21 protein-coding genes, 4 pseudogenes and 1 riboswitch are annotated in these 23,452 nt (G+C 70.4%); of the genes and pseudogenes, 20 read left to right on the forward strand and 5 right to left on the reverse strand.

What is annotated here, in order from left to right:
* A pseudogene (locus AC2W7J_RS04175) lies at nt 1-646 on the forward strand (hypothetical protein); the annotation flags it as partial.
* Here AC2W7J_RS04175 and AC2W7J_RS04180 read toward each other — a convergent pair.
* Nucleotides 576-1,487 (reverse strand): annotated as a pseudogene (locus AC2W7J_RS04180) (LysR family transcriptional regulator). The pseudogenes AC2W7J_RS04175 and AC2W7J_RS04180 sit on opposite strands and share 71 nt — an antisense overlap.
* A gap of 41 nt (nt 1,488-1,528) precedes the next feature.
* On the opposite strand from AC2W7J_RS04180, the gene AC2W7J_RS04185 reads away from it, so the two are divergent.
* Nucleotides 1,529-2,389 carry an NAD-dependent protein deacetylase gene (locus AC2W7J_RS04185; protein WP_485981544.1) on the forward strand — a complete coding sequence of 287 codons (861 nt, stop codon included), beginning with the start codon at nt 1,529-1,531 and terminating at the stop codon, nt 2,387-2,389.
* Here AC2W7J_RS04185 and lexA read toward each other — a convergent pair.
* A complete protein-coding gene (lexA, locus tag AC2W7J_RS04190) occupies nt 2,364-3,113 on the reverse strand; it encodes a transcriptional repressor LexA (RefSeq protein ID WP_485981545.1) in 750 nt (249 codons plus the stop codon). The genes AC2W7J_RS04185 and lexA overlap by 26 nt on opposite strands.
* Before the next feature lie 204 nt (nt 3,114-3,317).
* Between lexA and AC2W7J_RS04195 the strand changes: the two genes are divergently transcribed.
* From AC2W7J_RS04195 to AC2W7J_RS04245, 11 genes and pseudogenes are all read left to right on the forward strand, one after another.
* Entirely contained in the window at nt 3,318-3,704 is a 387-nt protein-coding gene (locus AC2W7J_RS04195; protein ID WP_485981546.1) for a LysM peptidoglycan-binding domain-containing protein, read from the forward strand.
* 284 nt (nt 3,705-3,988) lie between these two features.
* On the forward strand, nt 3,989-4,447 hold the full coding sequence (gene nrdR, locus AC2W7J_RS04200) for a transcriptional regulator NrdR (RefSeq protein ID WP_255185888.1): 459 nt from the start codon (nt 3,989-3,991) through the stop codon (nt 4,445-4,447).
* Between the two features lie 115 nt (nt 4,448-4,562).
* Nucleotides 4,563-7,478 carry a vitamin B12-dependent ribonucleotide reductase gene (locus AC2W7J_RS04205; protein ID WP_485981547.1) on the forward strand — a complete coding sequence of 972 codons (2,916 nt, stop codon included), beginning with the start codon at nt 4,563-4,565 and terminating at the stop codon, nt 7,476-7,478.
* Between the two features lie 83 nt (nt 7,479-7,561).
* Nucleotides 7,562-8,467, forward strand: coding sequence for an HNH endonuclease (locus AC2W7J_RS04210; RefSeq protein WP_485981548.1), 906 nt, complete (start codon nt 7,562-7,564; stop codon nt 8,465-8,467).
* A gap of 248 nt (nt 8,468-8,715) precedes the next feature.
* Entirely contained in the window at nt 8,716-9,393 is a 678-nt protein-coding gene (locus tag AC2W7J_RS04215) for a protein NO VEIN domain-containing protein (RefSeq protein ID WP_485981549.1), read from the forward strand.
* 36 nt (nt 9,394-9,429) lie between these two features.
* Nucleotides 9,430-11,079 carry an HNH endonuclease signature motif containing protein gene (locus AC2W7J_RS04220; protein ID WP_485981550.1) on the forward strand — a complete coding sequence of 550 codons (1,650 nt, stop codon included), beginning with the start codon at nt 9,430-9,432 and terminating at the stop codon, nt 11,077-11,079.
* Nucleotides 11,080-11,110: 31 nt separating this feature from the next.
* Entirely contained in the window at nt 11,111-12,760 is a 1,650-nt protein-coding gene (locus tag AC2W7J_RS04225; protein ID WP_485981551.1) for a nuclease-related domain-containing DEAD/DEAH box helicase, read from the forward strand.
* Between the two features lie 27 nt (nt 12,761-12,787).
* Entirely contained in the window at nt 12,788-13,261 is a 474-nt protein-coding gene (locus AC2W7J_RS04230; RefSeq protein WP_485981552.1) for a hypothetical protein, read from the forward strand.
* 112 nt (nt 13,262-13,373) lie between these two features.
* Nucleotides 13,374-13,466 (forward strand): annotated as a pseudogene (locus AC2W7J_RS04235) (DUF2510 domain-containing protein); the annotation flags it as partial.
* Nucleotides 13,467-13,575: 109 nt separating this feature from the next.
* Entirely contained in the window at nt 13,576-14,739 is a 1,164-nt protein-coding gene (locus AC2W7J_RS04240) for a hypothetical protein (protein ID WP_485981553.1), read from the forward strand.
* Nucleotides 14,736-15,479 carry a hypothetical protein gene (locus AC2W7J_RS04245; RefSeq protein WP_485981554.1) on the forward strand — a complete coding sequence of 248 codons (744 nt, stop codon included), beginning with the start codon at nt 14,736-14,738 and terminating at the stop codon, nt 15,477-15,479. The genes AC2W7J_RS04240 and AC2W7J_RS04245 overlap by 4 nt, the downstream gene beginning before the upstream one ends.
* Here AC2W7J_RS04245 and AC2W7J_RS04250 read toward each other — a convergent pair.
* Nucleotides 15,466-16,850 (reverse strand): annotated as a pseudogene (locus tag AC2W7J_RS04250) (L-serine ammonia-lyase). The gene AC2W7J_RS04245 and the pseudogene AC2W7J_RS04250 overlap by 14 nt on opposite strands.
* Nucleotides 16,851-16,947: 97 nt before the next feature.
* On the opposite strand from AC2W7J_RS04250, the gene AC2W7J_RS04255 reads away from it, so the two are divergent.
* Entirely contained in the window at nt 16,948-17,427 is a 480-nt protein-coding gene (locus AC2W7J_RS04255; RefSeq protein ID WP_485981555.1) for a hypothetical protein, read from the forward strand.
* Nucleotides 17,428-17,440: 13 nt separating this feature from the next.
* Here AC2W7J_RS04255 and AC2W7J_RS04260 read toward each other — a convergent pair whose 3' ends face one another.
* Both AC2W7J_RS04260 and AC2W7J_RS04265 read right to left on the reverse strand, forming a co-directional pair.
* Nucleotides 17,441-18,550, reverse strand: coding sequence for a carboxyl transferase domain-containing protein (locus AC2W7J_RS04260; RefSeq protein WP_485981561.1), 1,110 nt, complete (start codon nt 18,548-18,550; stop codon nt 17,441-17,443).
* A gap of 2 nt (nt 18,551-18,552) precedes the next feature.
* Nucleotides 18,553-18,915 (reverse strand): carboxyl transferase domain-containing protein, encoded by a 363-nt coding sequence (locus AC2W7J_RS04265; protein ID WP_485981556.1) that lies wholly within the window; start codon nt 18,913-18,915, stop codon nt 18,553-18,555.
* 54 nt (nt 18,916-18,969) lie between these two features.
* Here AC2W7J_RS04265 and AC2W7J_RS04270 point away from each other — a divergent pair, with 54 nt between their 5' ends.
* From AC2W7J_RS04270 to AC2W7J_RS04295, 6 genes are all read left to right on the forward strand, one after another.
* Nucleotides 18,970-19,326: a hypothetical protein gene (locus AC2W7J_RS04270; RefSeq protein ID WP_430407156.1), complete on the forward strand. Its 357-nt coding sequence runs from the start codon at nt 18,970-18,972 to the stop codon at nt 19,324-19,326.
* Nucleotides 19,327-19,713: a hypothetical protein gene (locus tag AC2W7J_RS04275; protein ID WP_485981557.1), complete on the forward strand. Its 387-nt coding sequence runs from the start codon at nt 19,327-19,329 to the stop codon at nt 19,711-19,713. It abuts the gene before it with no gap.
* 33 nt (nt 19,714-19,746) lie between these two features.
* Nucleotides 19,747-19,859: riboswitch (SAM riboswitch) on the forward strand.
* A gap of 16 nt (nt 19,860-19,875) precedes the next feature.
* Nucleotides 19,876-21,192 (forward strand): bifunctional o-acetylhomoserine/o-acetylserine sulfhydrylase, encoded by a 1,317-nt coding sequence (locus AC2W7J_RS04280; protein WP_485981558.1) that lies wholly within the window; start codon nt 19,876-19,878, stop codon nt 21,190-21,192.
* Between the two features lie 68 nt (nt 21,193-21,260).
* On the forward strand, nt 21,261-21,566 hold the full coding sequence (locus AC2W7J_RS04285) for a hypothetical protein (RefSeq protein ID WP_255185900.1): 306 nt from the start codon (nt 21,261-21,263) through the stop codon (nt 21,564-21,566).
* Nucleotides 21,566-22,825, forward strand: coding sequence for a hypothetical protein (locus AC2W7J_RS04290; protein ID WP_485981559.1), 1,260 nt, complete (start codon nt 21,566-21,568; stop codon nt 22,823-22,825). Before AC2W7J_RS04285 ends, AC2W7J_RS04290 begins: the two co-directional genes overlap by 1 nt.
* 303 nt (nt 22,826-23,128) lie before the next feature.
* On the forward strand, nt 23,129-23,452 hold a 324-nt coding region (locus tag AC2W7J_RS04295), incomplete at its 3' end, for a GNAT family N-acetyltransferase (RefSeq protein ID WP_485981560.1).

Genomic DNA, 23,452 nt, shown 5'->3' on the forward strand with positions numbered 1-23,452 from the left:
GACGGTCGCGAGCTGCCCGGCCTCGTCGCCGAGTCGGGGGAGCGCATCCTGTGCGAGGGCCTCGCCGGCCCACGCCCGTGAGGTGCTCGCGGCACTCGCCGTGCCCGGCCGCTCGGGTGGGGGCAGCCTGTGCGTCGACGGCAAGGACCTCGCCGTCACCGGGCCGAAGACCCGCCGACGCCGGGTCGGCCATGCTGCGGCCGGGGCCCGGATCGAGCGTGGCCCGATCTCCCGGGCGGTGCGCTACCGCCGACCCGATCTCCCGGCGGAGGAGGGCACTGCGGCCCTGGCGGCAGTCGGTCTCGCGGAGCGGGTGGCTGCTCTCCCCGAGGGGGAGCGGACCTCCCTTCGTCGGGGTGGGGAGCCGCTCACCCGGCACGAGCGGGCCCGGCTGCACCTGGCGCGCGCCATGCTCGGCGAGCCGGCGCTGCTCCTGCTGGAGCACGTCGACGACGACCTGGGCACGCAGGGGAGAGCGCTGCTGCGCCGGCTGCTCGAGGACTACCCGGGCGTGGTGATCGTGGCCTCGGACCGGCCGCAGGAGATCCTCGCGCAGTGGCGCGACTGGACGGTGCCTACACCGGCAGTGACGTCTCGGCCGCCGCGGTCAGCGCCTCGAGCGTCGTCGCCACTGCCGGCACCTTGAGCAGGTCCTCCGTCGTCACGACGTGGATCCGGCGCCGGTTGCGGGTCGAGGGGGCGGATGACGACGTCGTCGTTGGACGTCGCCGCCCGGATGAGGTCGGGGATCAGCGCGACGCCCAGACCGGCGGCGACGAAGCCCTGGACGGCGACGTAGTCCTCGGTCTCGAAGGCGACCTTGGGCGCGAAGCCGGCGTCGTGGGCGATCTTGAGCAGGTGGCCCCGGCAGCGGGCGCAGCCGGCGATCCACTCGTCGTCGGTGAGGTCGGTCATCGAGACGACCTCGTGGTCGGCGAGCGGGTGGTGGCGCGGCAGGGCCACGCGCACCTCCTCGTCGAGCAGCGGGTGCACGACGAAGCCCTCGAGGTCCTCGCCCCGGGCCAGTTCGCTGCCGTCGTAGGAGAAGGCGACGGCGAGGTCGACCTCGCGGCCCGCAGGGCCGCGAGCGACTCCGGCGGCTCGGCCTCGGTGAACTGCACGGACAGGTCGGGGTGCTCGGCGCGGACCGCCGCCAGGGCGCGGGGGACGAGCGTCACCGACGACGACGGGAAGGCCATGAGCCGCACCCGACCCGAGCGCAGCCCGGCGATCGCGGCGACCTCCTCCTCGGCGGCGTCGAGAGCGGCGAGCACGGGGGTGGCGTGGCGGGCGAGGACGGCGCCGGCCTCGGTGAGCCGAACGGAGCGACCGACCTTTTCGACGAGGACGGTGCCGGTGCGCTGCTCGAGGCGCTTGACCATCTGGGAGACCGCGGGCTGCGAGTAGCCGAGCGCGAGGGCAGCGGCGGTGAAGCTGCCCTCATCGGCGATGGCCCGCATCACGCGCAGCCCAGCGGCGTCGATCATGGGGCCCATCGTAGGTCGTCGCGCCGACCTAGGATCGAGGCATGCCAGACGACGTCGATCGGGTCGAGCAGATCGCGAGGGTGCTGCGCCATGGGCCGGCCCTCGTGCTCACCGGGGCCGGCATGTCGACCGAGAGCGGGATCCCCGACTACCGGGGCCCGGACGGGACGCGGCGGGTGACCCCGATGCACCTGTCGGAGTTCGTCGGGAGCAGCTCGGCGCGACAGCGCTACTGGGCGCGCAGCTTCGTCGGGTGGCGGCGGTTCCACGCGGCGCGGCCCAATGCCGCGCACCACCTCGTGACCCGGCTGCAGGAGCTCGGGGCCGTGGGTCCGGTCATCACGCAGAACGTCGACGGCCTGCACCAGGCCGCCGGGACCCACGATGTCGTCGAGCTGCACGGCAACCTCGTCGAGGTCGTCTGCCTCGCGTGCGGGGCGCGCATCGACCGGCCCACGCTCGATGCGCGGATGGCGGCGCAGAACCCGGGCTTCGACGTCGACAGCGACGAGATCCGGCCGGACGGTGACGTGCGGCTCGAGACCGTGGACGCCGAGCGCTTCGTCGCTCCGGAGTGCGAGCGGTGCGGCACGGACATGCTCAAGCCGGACGTCGTCTTCTTCGGCGGAGCGGTCGCCAAGCCGCTCGTGCAGCACTGCTTCGACCTCGTCGACGCGGCGCCGAGCCTGCTCGTGCTCGGCAGCTCGCTGCAGGTGATGTCGGGGCTGCGCTTCGTGCGGCACGCCGCGAAGCGCGGGATCCCGGTCTCGCTCATCACCCGCGGTCCCACCCGCGGCGACGACCTCGTCGACCACCGCGTCGACGGGGAGCTGGGGGACTCCCTTCGCTCCCTCGTCGACCTCGTGGAGGTGGGCGTCAGAGACGCCGCAGCACCGCGGTGACCTTGCCGAGGATCGTCGCGTGGTCGCCGTCGATGGGGTCGAAGGCGGGGTTGTGGGGGAGCAGCCACACGTGGCCGTCCGTGCGCTTGAAGGTCTTGACCGTCGCCTCGTTGTCGAGCATCGCCGCGACGATGTCGCCGTTGTCCGCGCTCGGCTGCTGCCGCACGACGACCCAGTCGCCGTCGCAGATCGCGGCGTCGATCATCGAGTCACCGACGACCTTGAGCAGGAAGAGCGAGCCCTCGCCGACGATCTGCTTCGGCAGCGGGAAGACGTCGTCGACGACCTCCTCGGCGGTGATCGGGACGCCGGCGGCGATCTGACCCAGGACGGGCACGTAGCTCGCCTCGGGGCGCTCGTCGCCGGAGCCGGTCGGGTCGACGGGCTCGTCGTCGGCGCTCGCGCCGCCGCGCATGCCGGCCATGTCAGCGACCACCCCGGGGTCGGTCGGGGTGGGCTGGTCGTCGGGGGAGATGACCTCGATCGCGCGGGGGCGGTTGGGGTCACGGCGCAGGTAGCCCTTGCGCTCCAGGGAGGAGAGCTGGTGGGCGACCGAGCTGGGGGAGGTGAGGCCCACCAGCTCGCCGATCTCGCGCAGGCTCGGCGGGTAGCCGCGGGTGGCCACGGCATTGCGGATCACCTCGAGCACCTTGCGCTGGCGCACGGTCAGCCCGTCGCCGGTGTCCCGCTGCGGGAGCTGGTGGATGTTGTCCTCGTCGCCCATCTCGACCCCTTCGTGCGTCCGCCGCGACACCGTTGTCGGTGGTCGCTGGTCAACTTCTCGCTGTGACCGACAGTAGGCCGATCGAACAGGCATTTCAAACATCTGTTCGAGCGTGTTGTTGATTTCCTTCGAACACCCGTGCTAGACATCGTACAGACGTTCTATCGAACACCGGTTCGACAGAGCCGCCACGAGGAGGACCGCATGACCGCTCTCACCGCCGCCCCCGCCCGCATCGACGTGCACCCGGCGCGCCCCGCGCGCTCGCGTCACCTCGTCTCCGTGCCCACCGGCGACGCCGTCCCGGAGCGTGCGACGACCTCCCTTCGCCTGACCCGTCGTGGGCGCCTGGCGACCACCGTGACCACCATGCTCGTCGCGAGCGTCGCCGGCGCCACGGTCGCCTTCGGCGGTCCGGCGACCACCCCGCAGCAGGTGACCGTCGAGCCGGGGCAGACCCTCGGGCAGATCGCCGAGGCCGAGCTCTCCCAGCTGCCCACCCGCGAGGCGGTCGCCCGCCTCCAGGTGACCAACGACCTGTCGACGAGCCACGTCCACGCGGGCCAGGTGCTCACCATCCCCGCGCCGTGAGGCGCCCCTGACACCCGGGCCCTTCGACCCGGCCCGGGCCAGCCATCGGCCGTCTCCGCAGCATGCGGGGGCGGCCGATGTGCCGTTCGTCGACGGTTCACGTGGGGGACTTGCGTCGAGGCTCACGGAGGGTTCTAATGGTCACTACATCTAGTGGTTACACGGTTGTCATTCGTCCACATCTAGTGCACAGGATGGGGCCAGTTCTCCACAGGTGATGGGGTTCCATCCCCAGACTCGTCCACCGCACCGTCCACAGGACGCACGAGCGAAGGGAGCACGGCGTGCACTGCCCGTTCTGCCGTCACACCGACTCCCGGGTCATCGACAGCCGCACGACGGAGGACGGCAGCGCCATCCGGCGCCGCCGTCAGTGCCCCGAGTGCAGCCGGCGCTTCACCACCCTGGAGAGCGCCAGCCTGACCGTCACCAAGCGCTCGGGTGCGGCCGAGCCCTTCAGCCGGGCCAAGGTGCTCGCCGGTGTCCGCAAGGCCTGCCAGGGCCGCCCGGTCACCGAGGACCAGCTCGCCATCCTCGCCCAGCGCGTGGAGGAGAGCATCCGCTCGCAGGGCAGCGCCGAGATCGACGCCCACGAGGTGGGCATGGCGATCCTGCCGCCGCTGCGCGAGCTCGACGAGGTCGCGTACCTGCGCTTCGCGTCGGTCTACCAGTCCTTCGACTCGCTCGAGGACTTCGAGACCGCCATCGAGCGCCTGCGCGCCGAGCACGCGACCGCCACCTAGAGACCCCCCGGGTGCCGCCAGCGAGTGGGCTGTCGGTACCCGGTGACACCGTTTGACACAGCACTCCACACCGACCAGCAGCAGACCGTCACCACACGGATCGAGGAGAAGCAGCATGACCGAGACCGCCGGCAAGTCCAGCGCCCGTCGCGGGTCCCGCACCAAGGGCCTGACGATCGAGCGCATCCACACGACCGAGGGCGTCCACCCCTACGACGAGGTCACCTGGGAGAAGCGTGACGTCGTCCAGCAGAACTGGAAGACCGGCGCGACGATCTTCGAGCAGCGTGGGGTCGAGTTCCCCGACTTCTGGTCGGTCAACGCCTCGACCATCGTCACGACGAAGTACTTCCGGGGTGCGGTCGGCTCGCCGGAGCGCGAGGCGGGCCTCAAGCAGCTCATCGACCGGGTCGTGCTCACCTACGTCAAGGCGGGCAAGGAGCACGGCTACTTCGCGACGGACACCGACGCGGAGATCTTCGAGCACGAGCTGACCTACGCGCTGCTGCACCAGATCTTCAGCTTCAACTCGCCCGTGTGGTTCAACGTCGGCACCGCGAGCCCGCAGCAGGTCAGCGCCTGCTTCATCCTCTCGGTCGACGACTCGATGGACTCGATCCTCAACTGGTACAAGGAGGAGGGCTTCATCTTCAAGGGCGGCTCCGGCGCCGGCCTCAACCTCTCCCGCATCCGCTCCTCCAAGGAGCTGCTCTCCTCCGGTGGCACCGCCTCCGGCCCGGTCTCCTTCATGCGTGGTGCCGACGCCTCCGCGGGCACCATCAAGTCCGGTGGCGCGACCCGCCGCGCGGCCAAGATGGTCGTCCTGGACGTCGACCACCCGGACATCGAGGAGTTCGTCGAGACGAAGGCGCGCGAGGAGGACAAGATCCGCGCCCTGCGCGACGCCGGCTTCGACATGGACCTCGGTGGCGCCGACATCACCTCGGTGCAGTACCAGAACGCGAACAACTCGGTGCGCGTCACCGACGAGTTCATGCGCGCCGTCGAGGAGGGCACCGACTTCGGCCTGACCTCCCGCATGGACGGCTCGGTCATCGAGTCCGTCGACGCCCGCGAGCTGATGAGCAAGATCGCCAAGGCCGCGTGGGAGTGCGCCGACCCGGGCATCCAGTACGACGGCACGATCAACGACTGGCACACCAACCCGGAGACCGGTCGGATCACCGCGTCCAACCCGTGCAGCGAGTACATGTCGCTCGACAACTCCTCGTGCAACCTCGCCTCGCTCAACCTGCTGAAGTTCCTCAAGGACGACGACACCTTCGACGCCGAGCGCTTCCAGAAGGTCGCCGAGCTGGTCATCACCGCGATGGACATCTCGATCTGCTTCGCGGACTTCCCGACCGAGTCGATCGGCGCGACGACGCGTGACTACCGCCAGCTGGGCATCGGCTACGCCAACCTCGGCGCGCTGCTCATGGCGACCGGCCACGGCTACGACTCCGACGGCGGTCGTGCGCTCGCCGCCGCGATCACCTCGCTGCTCACGGGTGCGTCCTACAAGCGCTCCGCGGAGATCGCCGGGATCGTCGGCCCGTACAACGGCTACGCCCGCAACGCCGACGCCCACAAGCGCGTCATGCGCAAGCACCAGGCGGCCAACGACCAGATCCGCACCATGCACACCATGGACAAGGACATCCACGCCTACGCCACGAAGGCCTGGGACGCGGTCGTCAAGACGGGTGAGAAGAACGGCTACCGCAACGCCCAGGCGTCGGTGCTCGCCCCGACCGGGACCATCGGCTTCATGATGGACTGCGACACCACCGGCATCGAGCCCGACTTCTCCCTCGTGAAGTTCAAGAAGCTCGTCGGCGGCGGCTCGATGCAGATCGTCAACCTGACGATCCCGCGCGCGCTCAAGAAGCTCGGCTACACCGAGGAGACCATCGAGGCGATCGTCGAGTACATCGCTGACAAGGGTCACGTCATCGACGCTCCCGGCCTCAAGCCCGAGCACTACGAGGTCTTCGACACCGCCATGGGTGCGCGGGCGATCGCCCCGATGGGTCACGTGCGCATGATGGCCGCGGTCCAGCCCTTCCTCTCCGGTGCCATCTCCAAGACGGTCAACCTGCCGGAGTCGGCCACGGTGGAGGAGATCGAGGACGTCTACATGCAGGGCTGGAAGCTCGGCCTGAAGGCGCTCGCGGTCTACCGCGACAACTGCAAGGTCGGGCAGCCGCTCTCCGACGGCGGGTCCACCGCCAAGGAGGCCAAGGCCGGTGCCTCGGCCGCTGCGGCCGAGCCGGAGAAGGTCGTCGAGTACCGCCCGCTGCGTCGTCGCCTGCCGAAGCGTCGCACCTCGCAGACCACGAGCTTCGCCGTGGGTGGCGCCGAGGGCTACCTCACCGCCGGCACCTACGACGACGGCGAGCTCGGCGAGATCTTCCTGAAGTTCGGCAAGCAGGGCTCGACCCTCGCCGGTCTGATGGACGCCTTCTCCATCGCGATCTCGATCGCGCTGCAGCACGGTGTGCCGCTGGAGACCTACGTCGAGAAGTTCACCAACCTGCGCTTCGAGCCGGCCGGCATGACGGACGACCCGGACGTGCGGATGGCGCAGTCGATCATGGACTACGTCTTCCGTCGCCTGGCGCTGGACTACCTGGACTTCGACACCCGGTCCTTCATGGGCATCCACACCGCCGAGGAGCGGGCCCGCCAGCTCGAGACCGGCTCGTACGCCCCCGAGTCCTCGGACGACGACGGTGACTACGACGAGTCCTTCAGCCAGTCGGCCGCCACCTCGGAGGTCAAGGAGACCAAGGAGGCTGCGACCGCCACCGTCGCCACCTCCGAGGAGGAGACCACCGACCAGACCGGCTCCGGTGCTGCCTCTGTCCGCGAGGTCGACGCCACGGTCCACTCCTCGGCCGAGCTGCTCGAGAAGTTCCAGGGCAAGACCGCCGACGCCCCGATGTGCATGACCTGCGGCACCAAGATGCGTCCCGCCGGCTCCTGCTACGTCTGCGAGGGCTGCGGCTCCACCAGCGGCTGCAGCTGATCTGAGCAGTAGCTGCCGAAGGGGGTCAACCGGCTAGTCCGGTTGGCCCCCTTCGGCATGCCCGAGCTGGCAAGCTCGGACCCATGGGCTGGGACCTGCACTTCGAGCGTGAGTTTCGGTCAGCCGCGATGGGGTGGCTCGACGGAGCGACCTCCGCAGAGCGCGACTGGCTTCGCTCTGAGGCACTGCGGGAGTTCCAGTTCGAGGGGGTCAGGGTCCCGTTGGTCGACGCTCAGCGTGGGATCCGGAAGCCGGCCGACGCGCAGGCGGCCCTGTCGATACGCACCGTCTACCGGGCAGAGGGGGCGCAGCGGCCCTACGAGGATGCGGTCGGGGTGGACGGTCGCCTCCGCTACAAGTGGCGGGGCACAGACGCCCTGCACCCGGAGAACAGGGCCCTCCGGGCCGCAATGAACGCCTCGTTGCCTCTGATCTGGTTCTTCGGGGTTGGACCGGGCGACTACAAGCCCATCTATCCCGTCTACATCGAGGCCGAAGAGCCGGCTCAGCACCAGTTCGTCGTAGCCATCGACGAGACCCAGCGGGAGTCCTTGTCCGAGGTGGACGAGCACGTACGGCGATACATCCGGGTTGAGCGCAACCAGAGGGTTCACCAGAGTGTCTTCAGGTCAACGGTGATGCGGGCTTACAAGACCCGGTGCGCGGTGTGCGCACTCAGGCATGGCGACCTGTTGGACGCTGCGCACATCGTCGAGGACGGTCACGAGCTCGGAGTTGCCTCTGTGCGAAACGGACTCGCGCTGTGCAAAATTCACCACGCCGCCTTCGACTCCGGCATTTTGGGCATCCGTCCAGACCATGTCGTCCAGATCCGGCGAGATCTGCTCGAGGAGATCGACGGGCCGATGCTTCAGCACGGACTGAAGGAGCGTCACAACGAGAAGCTCATGGTGCTTCCCGCGCGGCGGGCTGAGCACCCCGACCCGTCGCTGCTCGAGCTCGCGTACGAGTCCTTCCGTGCCTCCTAGCTGACCTGGTGGCGGAGAGTCTCTAGGGTGCGACTCACAGGGCGGGAGGGTGTGTGGCGGAGTCGGGCGACTGGACGGACGAGGAGAACGGAATCCTCGTCAGCGCTTACTTCGACATGCTCCGGTCAGAGCTTCAGGACGAGAGGTTCGTCAAGGCACAGGTGAACCGCCAGCTCCAAGACGTCATGGATCGCGGTCGAGGATCGATCGAGTACAAGTTCATGAATGTCAGCGCGGTCCTGCGAGAGATGAGCTTTCCCTTCGTCAACGGGTACAAGCCCTACCCCAACATCCAGGCCTCTCTACGAGACGCCGTCCGGGACGAGATCCTGCGTCGGCCTGAGCTCACTGACCTCGCCTTCGACAAGATCACCCGCGCGATGCCGGACGTGAGCGGATCGGCTGCCTGGGTCGAAGGGGAGGCCCCCACCCTCGGCCTTGATGTCGTCAGCGCTGGGCCAGGGCGACACGTGGGTCGGTGGGACTTCGTGGAGCTGGAGGCGATGAATCGTGCGTTGGGTGCTGCCGGTGAACGAGCGGTCCTGGAGCGGGAACGACAGCTGCTCACCCGGATGGGCGAGCACACCCTGGCGGCGCGGGTCGAGCACGTCAGCCAGACCGTCGGTGACGGCCTCGGGTTCGACATCCGGTCCTTCGAGCCCAGCGGGGCTGACAAGCTGATCGAGGTCAAGACGACGACGCAGGGAGCGCATTGGCCGATGGTCATCACCCGCAACGAGGTCGAGGTGAGCGTCTCAGAGGCGGAGTCGTACCACCTCTACCGACTCCACGACTTCCGGCCGGAGTCGGTGCGCTTCTACTCCCTCCGCGGGGACCTGCGTGCGAGCTGCGACCTACGACCGGAGACCTACCGGGCCCTGCCGTCGCGGAGCGAGAACAAGGGGAAGGTGCCGCACACGACCTAGCCCGGCGCTGTCGGTGGTCGCTGCGACCATGGACACATGTTCGAAGACGAGCTGGCCGTGGTGGAGGAGTCCTTCAGGGGACTGGGGCGGGTCCGCGAGGGGGTGGGGGAGCAGGCCGCATGGGCTGACGAGGCGTCGCTGGGCGAGATGCTCCAGGCGACCGAGCGACTCAGACGGGCGGCAGACGCGCTCGAGCTGACGGTGATCGGGCACGCGGCACGGTGGGGTGAGGAGGTCGGTGACGACCACGTCTACCGGCCCGTGCACCTGCACGCCGGGCAGGTGGCCGAGTTCGCGGTCGAGGCCGTGGGCCTGGCCGTCGACGCCGGGCCGCCCGAGGCAGGGCGTCGTTGCGACCTCGCAGCCCGGGCGATCACGGACCTGAGCCAGCTGGCCGACCTCGTCGCCGCCGGTCGAATGCGCGAGCGGTCCCTCGAGGTCGTCGCCAAGGAGACCAAGGACGCCAGCCCGGAAGCCGTGGCGGAGATCGTCGCCTACCTGCTGCTCTCCCTTCGCGGGCAGCCCGGGACGGTGCGGGCCGGTGATCTCGACGAGCGTGAGCTGCGCAAGGCGATCCGGCGGATGCTCGCCCGCGTCGAGCCGGAGGTGCTCGAGCGCAAGGCGCAACGCAACCGGCGGGAGCAGCTGCATGTCGGCTTCGCCGCCGGCCCCGTCGGCTGCAGCAACATGTACGCGACCCTGCCCACGGAGGTGGCGCTGGCGATCCAGGCGGCGGTCGACGCCGCCGCCAAGATCTGCCGCGAGGACGGCCCCGGCCTCACCGCCGGTGCTGCGCGGGCGCAGGGCCTGGCCGACCTCGTGCTCCGGGGCGTCGAGGTCCGGGCCGAGGTCCGGCTCGGCCTGCCCGTGATCACGTCCGCCGCCTCGCGCCTGTCCTTTGCCCCCTCCACAGGGGGCGAAGGGGGCGGGGACAAGGACCTCGCCGAAGCTCTCCACGGGCCGACCGCGGTGGGTGGTCGCTTCGTGACGGGCGAGGGCGCTGATGCCGTGGACGTGCTGCCCGAGGAGTGGGCCGGCGATGCCATCACCTCCCAGGTGCCGACCACGCTGGGGCCGGGCGGACCGGCCTCGTGGGTCAGCGGCTGCGACGTTCCCGGCGTCGGATTCGTCCCCGCGGACGTCGTCGCCGCACTGACGACGAACCTCGACACGAAGATCTCCCGAGCCCTGATCGACGCCCGGACAGGCGTGCTCATGGAGACCTCCAACCCGCGCTACGTGGTCACCGACTCGATGCGCGACTTCGTCGCCGCCCGCGACGAGACCTGCCGCATGTGGGGCTGCAACCGCCGGATCGTCACGGGCTGCTCCCAGCACGACGCCGACCTCGACCACGCCGTGCCCTACCCCGAGGGCCCGTCCTGCCCGACCAACCTCTCCGGCCTGTGCCGCCACCACCACCGGCTCAAGCACTCGCCCCGCTGGACCCACACCCTCCACGAGGACGGCCGCACCGAGTGGGTCAGCCCGACGGGTGCGGCGGCGAGCACGCATCCCGGCCACTGGGTGCACTCCCTCGAGGAGGGGCAGATCCCGGTGCCGGAGGAGGACCGGGACCGCCAACCCACCTACGTGCTCGACGAGGACGAGGAGCTCGCCCGCTGCCACACCGGCTACGCCAAGTTCGTGGGGGAGGCAGTCGGCGGGGCACTTGCCCCCTTCTGAGGGGGCAAACGGTGGCCGCTACCTTGTGGCCATGCCGCGACTGATCCCGCAGGACCCGCAGCTGACGACCACGTCGGAACGCAAGGTGTGGGAGCGGCTGCGTGACTCCCTTCGCCCGCAGGACACGATCATCGCGAGCCTCCGGCTGACCGACCAAGCCAAGGACCACGAGCTCGACCTCGTCGTCGTCATGCCGGACGTCGGGATCGTCGTCGTGGAGGTCAAGGGATCGGGGCTGGCCGTGCACGACGGGGCCTGGACCATGCGGCAGGGCAATCGGGTGAGGCCGACGGACCCCGTGCGGCAGGCGCGGGAGTCGCGCTACGCCCTGCGGGCCTACGTCGAGGCCGATCCGCGGTGGCGCGACAGCAGCCGGCGACGGGTGCGCTTCGCCCACGCCGTGGTCACCCCCTTCACCGTGCTGGGGCCGGACTTCTCGTTGCCGGACTGCCCCCGCTGGCTCGTCCACGACCGCGACGACCAGGCCGACCTCGCCCAGCGCCTCGCCGACATCCCGCTGCGGCAGGAGACCGCCCAGCTCGTGCCCGACCTCGACGACTGCGAGCTCATCGTCGACATCCTCACCGGCCGCGGCACCCACGTGGGCACGGCACTCGTCGCCGACGCCGACGAGCGCGAAGCCCGCGCCGACCGGCTCACCCAGGAGCAGAGCCAGATCCTCGGGGTGACCCGGCTGCTGCGGCGCATCGAAGTCCGCGGTGGTGCCGGCAGCGGCAAGACCGTGCTCGCCCTCACCCAGGCCCAGCAGCTGAGCGCCGGTCGCGACGGACGCCGCCCCGAGCGGGTCGCGCTGCTGTGCTACTCCATCGGCCTGGCCACCTACTTCTCCCGCGTCGTCGCGACCTGGCCGCACCGGCAGCGGCCGGCCTTCGTCGGGACCTTCGAGGACCTGGCCAACCAGTGGGGCGTGCCCTCCGGCTCGCGCGACGACCCCGACTACTGGGAAGAGGTCATGCCGCGACTCATGGCCGAGCGGGCCGCCGAGCTGCCGCTGGGGGAGCGCTTCGACTCCTTCGTCGTCGACGAGGCGCAGGACTTCGCCGAGTCGTGGTGGCACCCGCTCGTCGGCGCGCTCACCGACGAGGTCGAGGGCGGCCTCTTCATCTACTCCGACGAGAACCAGCGGATCTTCCACCGCTTCGGCCGTCCGCCCGTGCCCCTCGTCCCGCTCGTGCTCGACCACAACCTGCGCAACACCAAACAGATCGCCGAGGTCTTCCGTCCGCTCGCCCCGCTGCGGATGCGCCTCGAGGGCGGCGACGGGCCCGAGGTCGCCTTCGTCGCCGCCACTCCCGGCGACGCCCTCGAGACCGCCGACGACCAGATCGACCTCCTGCTCGACGAGGGCTGGAGCCCCGGTCACGTCGCGCTGCTCACCACCGGCAAGCGCCACCCCGTCCAGGTCGAGCGGCAGGAGGAGCTCGGGCAGGGCGGCTACTGGCGCACCTTCTGGGAGGACGACGACGTCTTCTACGGCCACGTCCTCGGGGCGAAGGGGATGGAACGTCGCGTCGTCGTGCTGAGCATCAACGAGGACGGGACGAGGGAGAGGTTCCGTGAGCGCCTCTACGTCGGTCTGTCCCGGGCGACCGATCGTCTGGTCGTCGTCGGCGACCCGCAGGCGCTCGCCCGTGCCGGGGTCAGGGTGCCGCAGGGTTAGAGTGCCTCGGGCAGATCAGGGGGACAGATGAACGAGCACGCACCCGGGTGGTACGAGCACGACGGCGAGCGCCGTTACTGGGACGGCACCCAGTGGACGCACGCCACGACGACGCCTCCGGCGGGCTTCCCGCCGCCGGCACCAGCGCCCGCGCCGGCCTACCCGCAGCCGGCCTACGTGCCGCCGCCACCGCAGCAGCTCGTTCCCTACGGGGTGACGGGCGCCCCCTTCGCCCCGCCGGTGCCGCGCAAGGACCCGGCCATCGCGCTGCTCGTCTCCTTCCTCGTGCCGGGTGTCGGCTCGATGATGAACGGCGACGTCGGCCCGGGCATCGGCTTCCTCATGCTCTACATCTTCAGCATCGTCTTCTTCGTCTGCTTCGGCTGGGCGCTCATCGGCTTCCTCGGCCTGCCCCTGATGCTCCTCGCCTGGGGCTGGGGCATGTGGCACGCCTACCAGGGCGCCGTCGAGGCCAACCGGCGGGCGGGCTACGCGGGCTGAGTCCCATGGGGAGTGCTCCCCACTGCTGACGGCCCGATCGGTGGGTACTCTTGCGACAGCAATTCACGGCAGTTGGACAACTGCACTCGAGACAGAGATGGAGGGTGCCTCGATGAGCTCCTGGGCGGCCGGTTGGTATCAAGATCCCGAGCACGAGGGTCAGATCCGCTACTACGACGGCAACGGATGGACCGAGCACCGGCAGGCGACCCCGGAGGGCTTCGGCGTCGGCCAGCCCGGCCCCGACGCGGCCGGCACCGGCGTCCGTCAGGACACCGTGGGCTCGACGAGCGAGGTCGACGAGGCCGACGCGCGTGCGCCCGAGCGCGACCGCGCCCCCCGAGACCGAGGCGATCTCCACGACCGACTCCTCCTCACAGGCCGGGGCCGCCGGCGCCGCGGGTGCGGGTGCCGCTGGCTACGGCCAGGAGCAGGGCTACGGGCAGTCGGCCTACGGCCAGTCCGCCTACGGGCAGTCCTCCTACGGCCAGGACCAGCAGGGCTACGGCCAGTCCGCCTACGGTCAGCAGGCCTACGGCCAGGACCAGCAGCAGGGCTACGGTCAGGCCTCGCCCTACACCCAGGGATACGACCAGCAGCAGGGCTACGCCCAGCCCGCCTACGGCCAGCAGGGCCAGGGCGAGCCGCCCCAGGGCAAGAGCAAGATGCCGCTGATCATCTCGCTCGCTGCCGTGGGCCTCGTCCTCGTGCTCGTCCTCGCCTTCGTGGGCTTCAAGCTCATCGGTGGCAGCGACGACGACCCGACCGCGGACCCGACCGACTCGACGACGACCTCGCAGCCGACGGACTCCTCGACGGACAGCTCGACCGACACCCCGACGGACTCGTCGACGACCGACCCGAGTTCCACGAGCTCGTCCACCTCGGACGACCCGGGCACGAGCATCCTCGACAACAAGAACAAGGCCGCCGAGTGGGGCAAGAAGTACACCGGCAGCGGCAAGGCCTTCATCGGGGTTCCCTCCGGTGACGGCGCCGGCCTCGTCGAGTTCACCTACAAGGGCGACGACTACGACTCCCTGACGATCAAGGGCCTCGACGGCAACGGCCGCAGCTCCGAGTACGTCCTCACCGCCTCCGACGCCACCAAGGGCACGGTCGCCTACAACCTCACCAACTACACGGCGGCCACCTCGCGCATCGAGATGGACACCGAGGGTGACTGGACGATCAAGTTCATCCGCATCAACCAGGCGCCCAACTTCGGCTCCTCGCAGAAGGGCACCGGCTCCCAGGTCTTCAAGTGGGACGGCAAGCGCAGCGACCTCTCGGCCAAGTACACCCAGCCGGCCGACTCCTTCCTCGGCAACTTCCGGGTCCAGGCCGTGGGCACCGAGGACTACCCGGACCGCCTGATCAGCGAGTACGACAACTACGAGGGCACGACGACCGTCCAGGACGGCACGAAGTACCTCGTCGTCGACGCGACGGGTGACTGGGAGCTCACCAAGAAGTGAGCAGCAGCCGGGTCTTCCCGATCATCATCGCCACGGTGGTCGGCGCGGGGCTCGTCGCTCTGATCGTCCTCGGGGTCATCGGTGTCCGCTGGTTGTCCAGCGGTGCTGATGGCCCCGAGGACGTTGCGTCCTCGCCGTCGTCTTCGCCGTCGGCCTCGGCCCCGACCTCTGCGTCACCGTGGGGCGGCGTCTCCTCGGGCACCCGGGGCGGAGGGACCGTCGACGTGCCCGACGTGGCCGGCGAGGAACCGGCCCTGATCACCTACACCCAGCGCGGCCTCCCCTTCGACCCCCTGTCGCTCACCGGGGTCGACGCCGACGGGCTGGAGACCGAGGCGATCCTCGACAGCTCGACGGGCCGGTCCGGCACCGTCCTCTGCAACGTCAACGCCCATGGCGCGCCCACCGAGCGCATCGAGGTGGAGGCGAAGGGGGACTGGACCGTCCGTTTCGCACCGCTGGACCGGGCGCCCGCGGCCGGGGCGGTCGAGCGAGGGCGTGGTCCGGCGGTCTTCGCCTGGGAGGGCTCGGACGGCGACCGGCTGGACCTGACCTACTCCCAGGTCAGCGAGGCCCCGTCCAGGTCCTTCTACCTGCAGGCCCTGGACGCCGACGGCCGAGTCATCGACAGGGTGCTCACCGTCGACGACGACCACGAGGAGTCGACGACCCCTCCCACCGGCACGAGATATCTCGTGATCTTCAGCCCCGGTGGTGAGTGGGAGATCAGCACTCGATGACGTTGACGGCGAGCCCGCCGCGTGCCGTCTCCTTGTACTTGACCTTCATGTCGCGACCGGTCTCGCGCATCGTCTTGACGACCTTGTCGAGCGAGACGACGTGCGAGCCGTCGCCGCGCAGCGCGGTCCGGGCGGCGGTGATCGCCTTGACCGAGGCCACGGCATTGCGCTCGATGCAGGGGATCTGCACGAGCCCGCCGACGGGGTCGCAGGTGAGGCCGAGGTTGTGCTCCATGCCGATCTCCGCAGCATTTTCGACCTGGGCGGGGGAGCCGCCGAGGACGGCGGCCATCGCTCCGGCAGCCATTGAGCACGCCGACCCGACCTCTCCCTGGCAGCCGACCTCGGCGCCGGAGATCGAGGCATTTTCCTTGTAGATCACGCCGATCGCGGCAGCCGTGAGCAGGAAGCGGCAGATGCCGTCGTCGTCCGCGCCCGGCACGAAGTCGGTGTAGTAGCGCAGCACGGCCGGGATGATCCCGGCAGCGCCGTTGGTCGGCGCCGTGACGACGCGACCGCCCGCGGCATTTTCCTCGTTGACCGCCAGGGCGTAGAGGCACAGCCAGTCCATGCCACGAAGGGGGTCGTCGCTGCGGCCCTCGGTGCGCAGCCGCTGGTGGAGCTGGGGAGCGCGCCGGCGCACCTTGAGACCGCCGGGCAGGACCCCTTCGGTCCGCAGGCCGTTGTCGATGCACTCGCGCATCACCGACCAGATGTGCAGCAGCTCGCTGCGCACCTCCGCCTCGGTACGCCACGACAGCTCGTTGTCGAGCATGACCTGCGAGATGGACAGACCCGTCTCGGCACAGATCGCGAGCAGTTGGTCGCCGGTGGTGAAGGGGCGCTTGACCGGCGTCGTGTCGGCGACGATCCGGGTCGACCGGAGGCGTCCTCGCCGACGACGAAGCCACCGCCCACGGAGTAGTAGGTGTGGCTCGACAGGGGAGTGGCGCCCTCGCCGCTCTCCTCGCCCCAGGCGGTGAAGGTCATGCCGTTGGGGTGCAGGGGCAGGGACTTGCGTCGGTGGAGGACCAGGTCGTCGTCCTCGACGAAGTCGATCTCGTGCTCGCCGAGCAGGCTCACCCGACGGCTGGACCGGATCTGCTCGAGCCGGCCCGTCACCGTGCGCGGGTCGCACAGCTCGGGACGCTCGCCGGTGAGCCCGAGCAGCACCGCGGTGTTGGACCCGTGGCCGTGACCGGTGGCGCCGAGGGAGCCGAAGAGCTCGGCCCGCACCCGCCGCACCTGCGGCAGCAGGCCCTCGTCGCGCAGCCCCTCGACGAACATCACGGCGGCACGCATCGGGCCGACGGTGTGCGAGCTCGACGGGCCGATGCCGACGGAGAAGAGGTCGAAGACACTGAGTGCCACTGGGGGTCTCCCGGAGGTCGTGGTGGTGCCGCCGACGGGGTGTGGGCCGGCGTGCCGGTCGTCACACTACCCGCGCCGCGATGCTCGGCGGGTGCCTGTGGAAAAGCTCGCGGCGGCCCGTCGTGACGTGGCCATGATGAAGGGCATGACCTACGACGACCTGCCGGCCGACTGGCCCATGCGCCCCTTGACCGACCCCACCCTGACGGCCGACGTCGTCGACCTCGTCGTGCGTGAGGCCGACCGTGCGGAGGGGTGCCTGAGCATCCTGCTGTGCAGCCGGGAACACCGACTCGTGCAGCCGGTGACGATCAACGACGTCGAGGGGGTCCCGCCGCACGAGCGACGCCGCCCCTTCGACGTCTTCCTCAGCGGATTCGCCGACCGCCTCGGCGGCATCGTCGTCGCCGTCGGTCGTCCCCGGGGCTACACGCCCGACGACGTGGCGAGGGGGTGGCACGAGGCGGCGATCGCCGCCTGCCGCGAGCACCGGGTGCCCCTGCTCGGCACCTATCTCGCGTCGGTGCACGGGGTCGTCGAGATGCCCGCGTGGCCGGGCCTCGCGATCGCCGGGTAGCGACCGGCCGGGGTCACCCCTCGTGCAGCAGCCCCTCGACCTCGGCCGCGATGGCGGCGGCGATCGCGGCGGCGAAGCCCTCGGGGTCCTCGTGCGCGGCCGGCTCCTCCGGGACGATGACGTCGACCGTGCCGTCCTCGTGCATCTGCGTGGCGCCGACCCGCTGCCGGGCGGCGAGCAGCGCGGCGTGCTCGGTGTCCTTGTAGACGATCGCGCTCGCACCCTCCGGGGGCAGTGGCGAGAGCCAGGCGTGACCCGCGGCGATGATCCGCTGCGCCGGCAGCAGCGCGAGGGCGCCGCCGCCGGTGCCCTCGCCGAGGAGCACGGAGACGCTCGGCACGGTCAGGGCCGTCATGTCGGAGATCGAGCGGGCGATCTCGCCCGCGAGGGCGCCCTCCTCGGCACGGGGCGACAGGTCGGCGCCGGGGGTGTCGATGATCGTCACGAGCGGCAGCCCGAGCTCGGTCGCCATCCGCATGCCGCGTCGCGCCTCGCGCAGCGCGGCCGGCCCCATCGACTGGGCGGCCTGGTAGCGCCGGTCCTGACCGACGAGCACGCAGGCCCGCCCGGTGAAGGACGCCAGCGCGAGCATGACGCCCTTGTCCGACTCGCCGTAGCCGGTGCCGTTGAGCGGGATGACGTCGTCGGCGGCGTGCCGCAGCAGCTCGCGCACCCCGGGTCGGTCCGCACGACGCGTCGTCTCGATGGACTGCCAGACGCGGGCGACCTCCTCGTCGGTGGGCTCCGGACGGGAGACGAAGGGGGCGATCGGCCACGCCGGGTGGTCGGCCGGGTCTGCGGTCCGGGTCGTGCTCGCCGAGAGCAGGGTGAGCGCGCGAGCGGCGATGTCCGCGAGACCCTCGACGGGGACGACGGCATCGACGATGCCCTTGTCGACGAGGTTCTCGGCGACCTGCACCCCGTCGGGGAAGGGCACGCCGTTGACCGTCTCGTAGACGACCGGGCCGAGGAAGCCGATGAGCGCGTCGGGCTCGGCGATCGTCATGTGGCCCAGGGACCCCCACGAGGCGAAGACGCCGCCGGTCGTGGGATGACGCAGGTAGACGAGGTAGGGCAGACCGGCAGCCTTGTGCGCGACGACGGCCGCCGAGATGTCGACCATCGTCACGAAGGCCGGGGGTGCCCTCCTGCATGCGGGTGCCGCCGCTCGCGGTGCGCGACGAGGGGCAGACGCTCCGACGTCGCCCGGCGGATCGCCGCGACGATCCGCGCGGCCGCGGCCCGCCCGATGGAGCCACCGAGGAAGCGGAACTCGCCGACGATGAGTGCCACCTCGTGACCGCGGATGCTCGCCCGACCGGTGAGCACGGACTCGTCGGTCCCGGCCCGCTCGGCGGCCTTGTCGACCGCGGCGCGGTAGTCGGGGGAGAGGCCGCTGACGTCGATCGGCTCGTCCCACGAGACGAAGCTGTCGGCGTCGACGACGGAGGCGATGAGCTGCTGGGCACCGGGACGCGGGTCACTCATGGCAGTGATGGTCGCAGGCCCCGCGCTGGGTACCCTTGCCCGGTGCTTGTGCCCTTGACCACTGTCGTCATCGTCGCGGTCGGCGTGCTCGGACTGCAGTCCCTGGCCTACCTCGTCCTCGACCGCCTCGTCGACGACCTCATGCTGATCGTCACCGCGGTCCTCGAGCTCGCCCTGCTCGTGCTCGTCGTCGTCTCCGCGATCGCGATGGGCAAGGTGTCGGGCCAGGGCGAGGGGGCGACGATGCTCGCCTACGCCCTCACGCTGCCGATCCTGCCGCCGATCGTCGTCTTCATCGCGCTCAAGGAGAAGACCCGCTGGGCCATGGGCGTCGTCCTCGCCGGCGCCTTCACCGTCGGGGTCATGGCCTACCGCATCCTCCAGATCTGGCAGACCCATGGCCCGGCCTGAGTGCGCACGGGCACCGGGCCCGGCCGGGTCGTCGTCGCGGTCTACGCCGTCCTCGCGCTCGCCGCGACCGGCCGCTCGGTCCTGCAGATCACCCAGTACTTCGACCGCGCGCCGCTGGCCTACGTGCTCTCGGCCGTCGCGGCCGTCATCTACGTCGTCGCGACCGTGGCCCTGGCGAAGGGGGGTCCCTCCGGCGCCCGGGTGGCGACCGGGGCGATCACCGTCGAGGCGGTCGGCGTGCTCGCGGTCGGCACCCTGTCCTTCGTGCGTCCGGAGCTCTTCCCGGACAAGACCGTCTGGTCCCACTACGGGTCCGGCTACGGCTACCTGCCGCTCGTCCTCCCCTTCGTCGGCCTGTGGTGGATCCACCGTGTGAGACGCGCCTGATCGGCGACGCGAGCATCTCCTAGTCTTGCGACAGGTCTTGAGCGCCAGCGCGAAGCCCCGGCTCGCTGGCCGGCAACCCTCCTCCGCGGTGGGGTGCCCCGGGAGACGACCTGGTCCGCGACGACCGTCGCGGTCAAGCGCGCACAGCACAGGAGCACCACCATGACCGATCCCTCCACCTGGAGCTTCGACACCCGTCAGATCCACGCCGGCCAGGCACCCGACCCCACGACGGGCTCGCGGGCGCTGCCGATCCACGCGACGACCTCCTACGCCTTCAAGGACACCGAGCACGCGGCGAACCTCTTCGCGCTCAAGGAGTTCGGCAACATCTACACGCGGATCATGAACCCCACCCAGGACGCGGTGGAGCAGAAGATCGCTGCGCTCGAGGGCGGCGTCGGGGCCCTGCTCACCGCATCGGGGATGTCCGCGACGCACCTGGCCCTGGTCAACATCGCCGAGGCCGGTGACCACATCGTTGCCAGCGCCGCGCTCTACGGCGGCACGGTCAACCTGCTGAAGTTCACCCTCGCGAAGTTCGGCATCGAGACGACCCTCGTCGAGGACCCGAGCGACCTCGAGCAGTGGCGCGCGGCGGTCAAGCCCAACACCAAGGTCTTCTTCGGCGAGACGATCGGCAACCCCAAGCCGGTCGTCCTCGACATCGCCGGCATCGCCGAGGTCGCCCACGAGGCGGGGGTCCCGCTCGTCGTCGACAACACGATCGCCACGCCCTACGTCCTGCGGCCCATCGAGCACGGCGCCGACGTCGTCGTGCACTCGGCGACGAAGTACCTCGGTGGCCACGGCACCGCGATCGCCGGCGTCATCGTCGACTCCGGCAACTTCGACTACGCCGCCGACGCGGAGAAGTTCCCCAACTACAACCAGCCCGACCCGAGCTACCACGGGCTGCGCTTCGGGCCCGACCTCGGTGTCAACGGCGCCCTGGGGGCCAACCTCTCCTTCATCCTCAAGGCGCGCGTGCAGCTGCTGCGCGACATCGGTCCGGCGATCTCGCCCTTCAACGCCTTCCTCATCGGGCAGGGCATCGAGACGCTCAGCCTGCGCATCGAGCGCCACCTCGACAACACCCGCAAGGTCGTCGACTTCCTCTCCGGCCACGGCCAGGTCGAGTCGGTGAACTGGGCCTCCCTCGAGGGCTCCGCGAGCTTCGAGCAGGCGCAGCGCTACACGCCGAAGGGGGCCGGTGCCGTCATCTCCTTCGAGATCGCCGGCGGCTTCGAGGCGGGCAAGAAGTTCGTCGAGGGGCTCACGCTGCACAGCCACCTCGCCAACATCGGTGACGTGCGCTCCCTCGTGATCCACCCCGCGTCGACGACCCACTCGCAGGGTCCGGAGGAGGACCGGCTCGCCGCCGGCGTCACCCCCGGCCTCGTGCGCCTGGCGGTCGGCCTCGAGGGCATCGACGACATCATCGCCGACCTCGAGGAGGGCTTCGCCGCGGCGAAGTGATCGAGCTCGTCCGAGGGGCCTGTGGATAATTCCACGGGCCCTTCGGCGTTCTTTCCTAGCGTGGGGGCATGGACGGACAGCAGCGCATCTCCATCGACAGCGAGGGCATCGACGGGCTCGGCCGACAGCTGAAGGCCATCGCCGACTTCCTGGAGGAGAAGGCGGCGAAGGCGAACAACGAGGCGGTCGAGACCTTCGGCTTCCCGAGCTGGTACGGCACCGATGCGTACGAGGGCGCGATCGGCGACTTCGAGCGGGAGCGGATCCGGGTGGGCAAGCAGCTGCGCGAGCTCGGCCGTCTCGCCAAGGATGCCGGGGGTTGGTACGTGAAGACCGAGGACCTCCTCGACCGGCGGCACCAGGGAGTCCTCTGATGGCGTTGGACGAGACAGGGACGATCGAGGAGGGCGACCCGGAGATGATCCGGGCGGAGGCGGACGAGCTGAAGACGGTCGCCGCCAACATCCACACCGTCGCCGAGATGCTCCGCATGGTCTCGACGAAGGGAGTCTGGGAGTCGTGCTCCGGCACTCTCTTCGAGCAGGAGGTCGGGACGACCCCGCAGGACCTCGTCGCGATCGCCAACCGGCTCAGCGACACCGAGCAGATCATCCGGCCCTATGCCGACCGGCTCGAGAAGAGCCAGGCCGAGCTCGCGCGGCTGCGCGCTCGTTACGACGCCAACGACAGGACCAGCGAGGACCGGCGGGCGAGGCTCGAGACGATGACCCCGGAGGACCCCGAGTACGCGACGGTCGACCGGGAGTACCGCGCGGCGAGCAACTCGCGGGAGATGAACAAGCGAGGGTACCGGCGGGTGGCCGACGCCGCAGTGGCCGACGAGCGGGCGACGGCCGGGCGGCTGGGCTCGGTCGGAACAGCCTTGTCCGACCCCCGGACCTACAACAGCTTCGAGATGGCCAGCCGGACGGGGACGAGCAGCCTCTTCAACAACCCGGTCGTCGACGTCACCCCGTGGGGCAAGCCGGCGGCGATCATGACCGCAGGCGATCCCATCGGCAAGCTCGGCCGCCGCGCGGTCTACGGCGAGGGGAGCTACAAGGACGTCGGCGCGACGACCGTCCTCACTGCCGTCGACATCGTCATCCCCGGGAGCAAGCGGGCCGATGCCAAGAATGCCACCAGACTCAGTCACCGTGCCGACGAGCTCAAGAACATCAGGGCGGCGGACACGTCCACCAACCCCATCGCCCATCGACGGATCGCGGCGAACGCCAAGAGCTGGACCAAGCACAAGGTCGCGACGAACACGGTGAAGCTCAAGCACCGGGCCACTGACAAGCTGGCCGAGGCGAGTGGCGCCCGCCTGGTCGACGACATGGTGACCGACTGGGCGGCGGTCGCTGGGTCGGGTCGTGTGCGCACGGGCGGCTACGTCGTCAAGTACTCCGTGCGGACCACCAGCAAGGTGACGTCCCAAGCCAGCTCGGTGACGTCGACTGCGGGCCGGATCGAGCAGGCAACGGAGTCCCCGGCAGACCGCCGAGCCCGCCGGGAGAAGGAGGAGGCGGCGCAGCGTCGGCAGCTCGCGGAGCAGCAGCGTCGGGACGAGCGGGTTCACGACCTGTCGGCCGGCCCGCTGCACGAACCGGCGGTCACGCTCGTTCGATAAAGCCGTTGCCGCGTCGAGGGGTGGGTGCCACGGTTGCTGCATGACGAGCGACATCGAGATCACCCGGATCGACCCCGCCGACGAGAGTCAGGTCGAGGGGTTGCTCGAGCTCGACAAGTTCGTGTGGGCCGACGCGGGGCGCCGACCGCGTGAGGCGCAGCTGCGCGACACCCCGAGCCGGGCCGGCTTCGTCGCCACCCGTGGGGGAGAGCCCGCCGGGACGGCCGGGTCGTGGGACGTCGAGGTCTCCGTGCCGGCTGCGGGAGGCGAGGTCGCCTCCCTTCGTCCTGCGGAGGGTCTGACGTGGATCGGGGTGCACCCGACCACCGGCGACGCGGGGTGCTCACGGCCACGATGGCCCACCACCTGCGGTGGACCCGTGACGAGCAGGGGCGCTGGCTGTCCGTGCTCAAGGCGTCGGAGCACACGATCTACGGGCGCTTCGGCTACGGGGTCGCGAGCACGGTGCTGCGGTCGAGCTTCGGCCGGGGCACGAGCTTCGCCGCGCCGGCGCAGGTGCGGGCGCTCGCCGACGCGACGACCCTGCGCACCACGACGGTCAGCCCGGACCAGGGTGACCGGTGGCACGACATCGCCCGAGCGGCCGCGGCCACCGGTGCCGGGCAG

It is taken from the genome of Janibacter sp. CFPM2_SD2, assembly GCF_057364645.1.

Excerpts from the sequence above, each read along its gene's own strand:
- AC2W7J_RS04280 (WP_485981558.1), top strand. The coding sequence starts at position 19,876 with ATGACCGATCCCTCCACCTGGAGCTTCGACACCCGTCAGATCCACGCC.
- AC2W7J_RS04290 (WP_485981559.1), top strand. The coding sequence starts at position 21,566 with ATGGCGTTGGACGAGACAGGGACGATCGAGGAGGGCGACCCGGAGATG.
- AC2W7J_RS04225 (WP_485981551.1), top strand. The coding sequence starts at position 11,111 with ATGCCGCGACTGATCCCGCAGGACCCGCAGCTGACGACCACGTCGGAA.
- AC2W7J_RS04205 (WP_485981547.1), top strand. The coding sequence starts at position 4,563 with ATGACCGAGACCGCCGGCAAGTCCAGCGCCCGTCGCGGGTCCCGCACC.
- AC2W7J_RS04210 (WP_485981548.1), top strand. The coding sequence starts at position 7,562 with ATGGGCTGGGACCTGCACTTCGAGCGTGAGTTTCGGTCAGCCGCGATG.
- AC2W7J_RS04265 (WP_485981556.1), bottom strand. The coding sequence starts at position 18,915 with ATGAGTGACCCGCGTCCCGGTGCCCAGCAGCTCATCGCCTCCGTCGTC.
- AC2W7J_RS04195 (WP_485981546.1), top strand. The coding sequence starts at position 3,318 with ATGACCGCTCTCACCGCCGCCCCCGCCCGCATCGACGTGCACCCGGCG.
- AC2W7J_RS04230 (WP_485981552.1), top strand. The coding sequence starts at position 12,788 with ATGAACGAGCACGCACCCGGGTGGTACGAGCACGACGGCGAGCGCCGT.
- AC2W7J_RS04215 (WP_485981549.1), top strand. The coding sequence starts at position 8,716 with ATGAGCTTTCCCTTCGTCAACGGGTACAAGCCCTACCCCAACATCCAG.
- AC2W7J_RS04260 (WP_485981561.1), bottom strand. The coding sequence starts at position 18,550 with ATGGTCGACATCTCGGCGGCCGTCGTCGCGCACAAGGCTGCCGGTCTG.
- AC2W7J_RS04285 (WP_255185900.1), top strand. The coding sequence starts at position 21,261 with ATGGACGGACAGCAGCGCATCTCCATCGACAGCGAGGGCATCGACGGG.
- AC2W7J_RS04185 (WP_485981544.1), top strand. The coding sequence starts at position 1,529 with ATGCCAGACGACGTCGATCGGGTCGAGCAGATCGCGAGGGTGCTGCGC.
- lexA (WP_485981545.1), bottom strand. The coding sequence starts at position 3,113 with ATGGGCGACGAGGACAACATCCACCAGCTCCCGCAGCGGGACACCGGC.
- AC2W7J_RS04220 (WP_485981550.1), top strand. The coding sequence starts at position 9,430 with ATGTTCGAAGACGAGCTGGCCGTGGTGGAGGAGTCCTTCAGGGGACTG.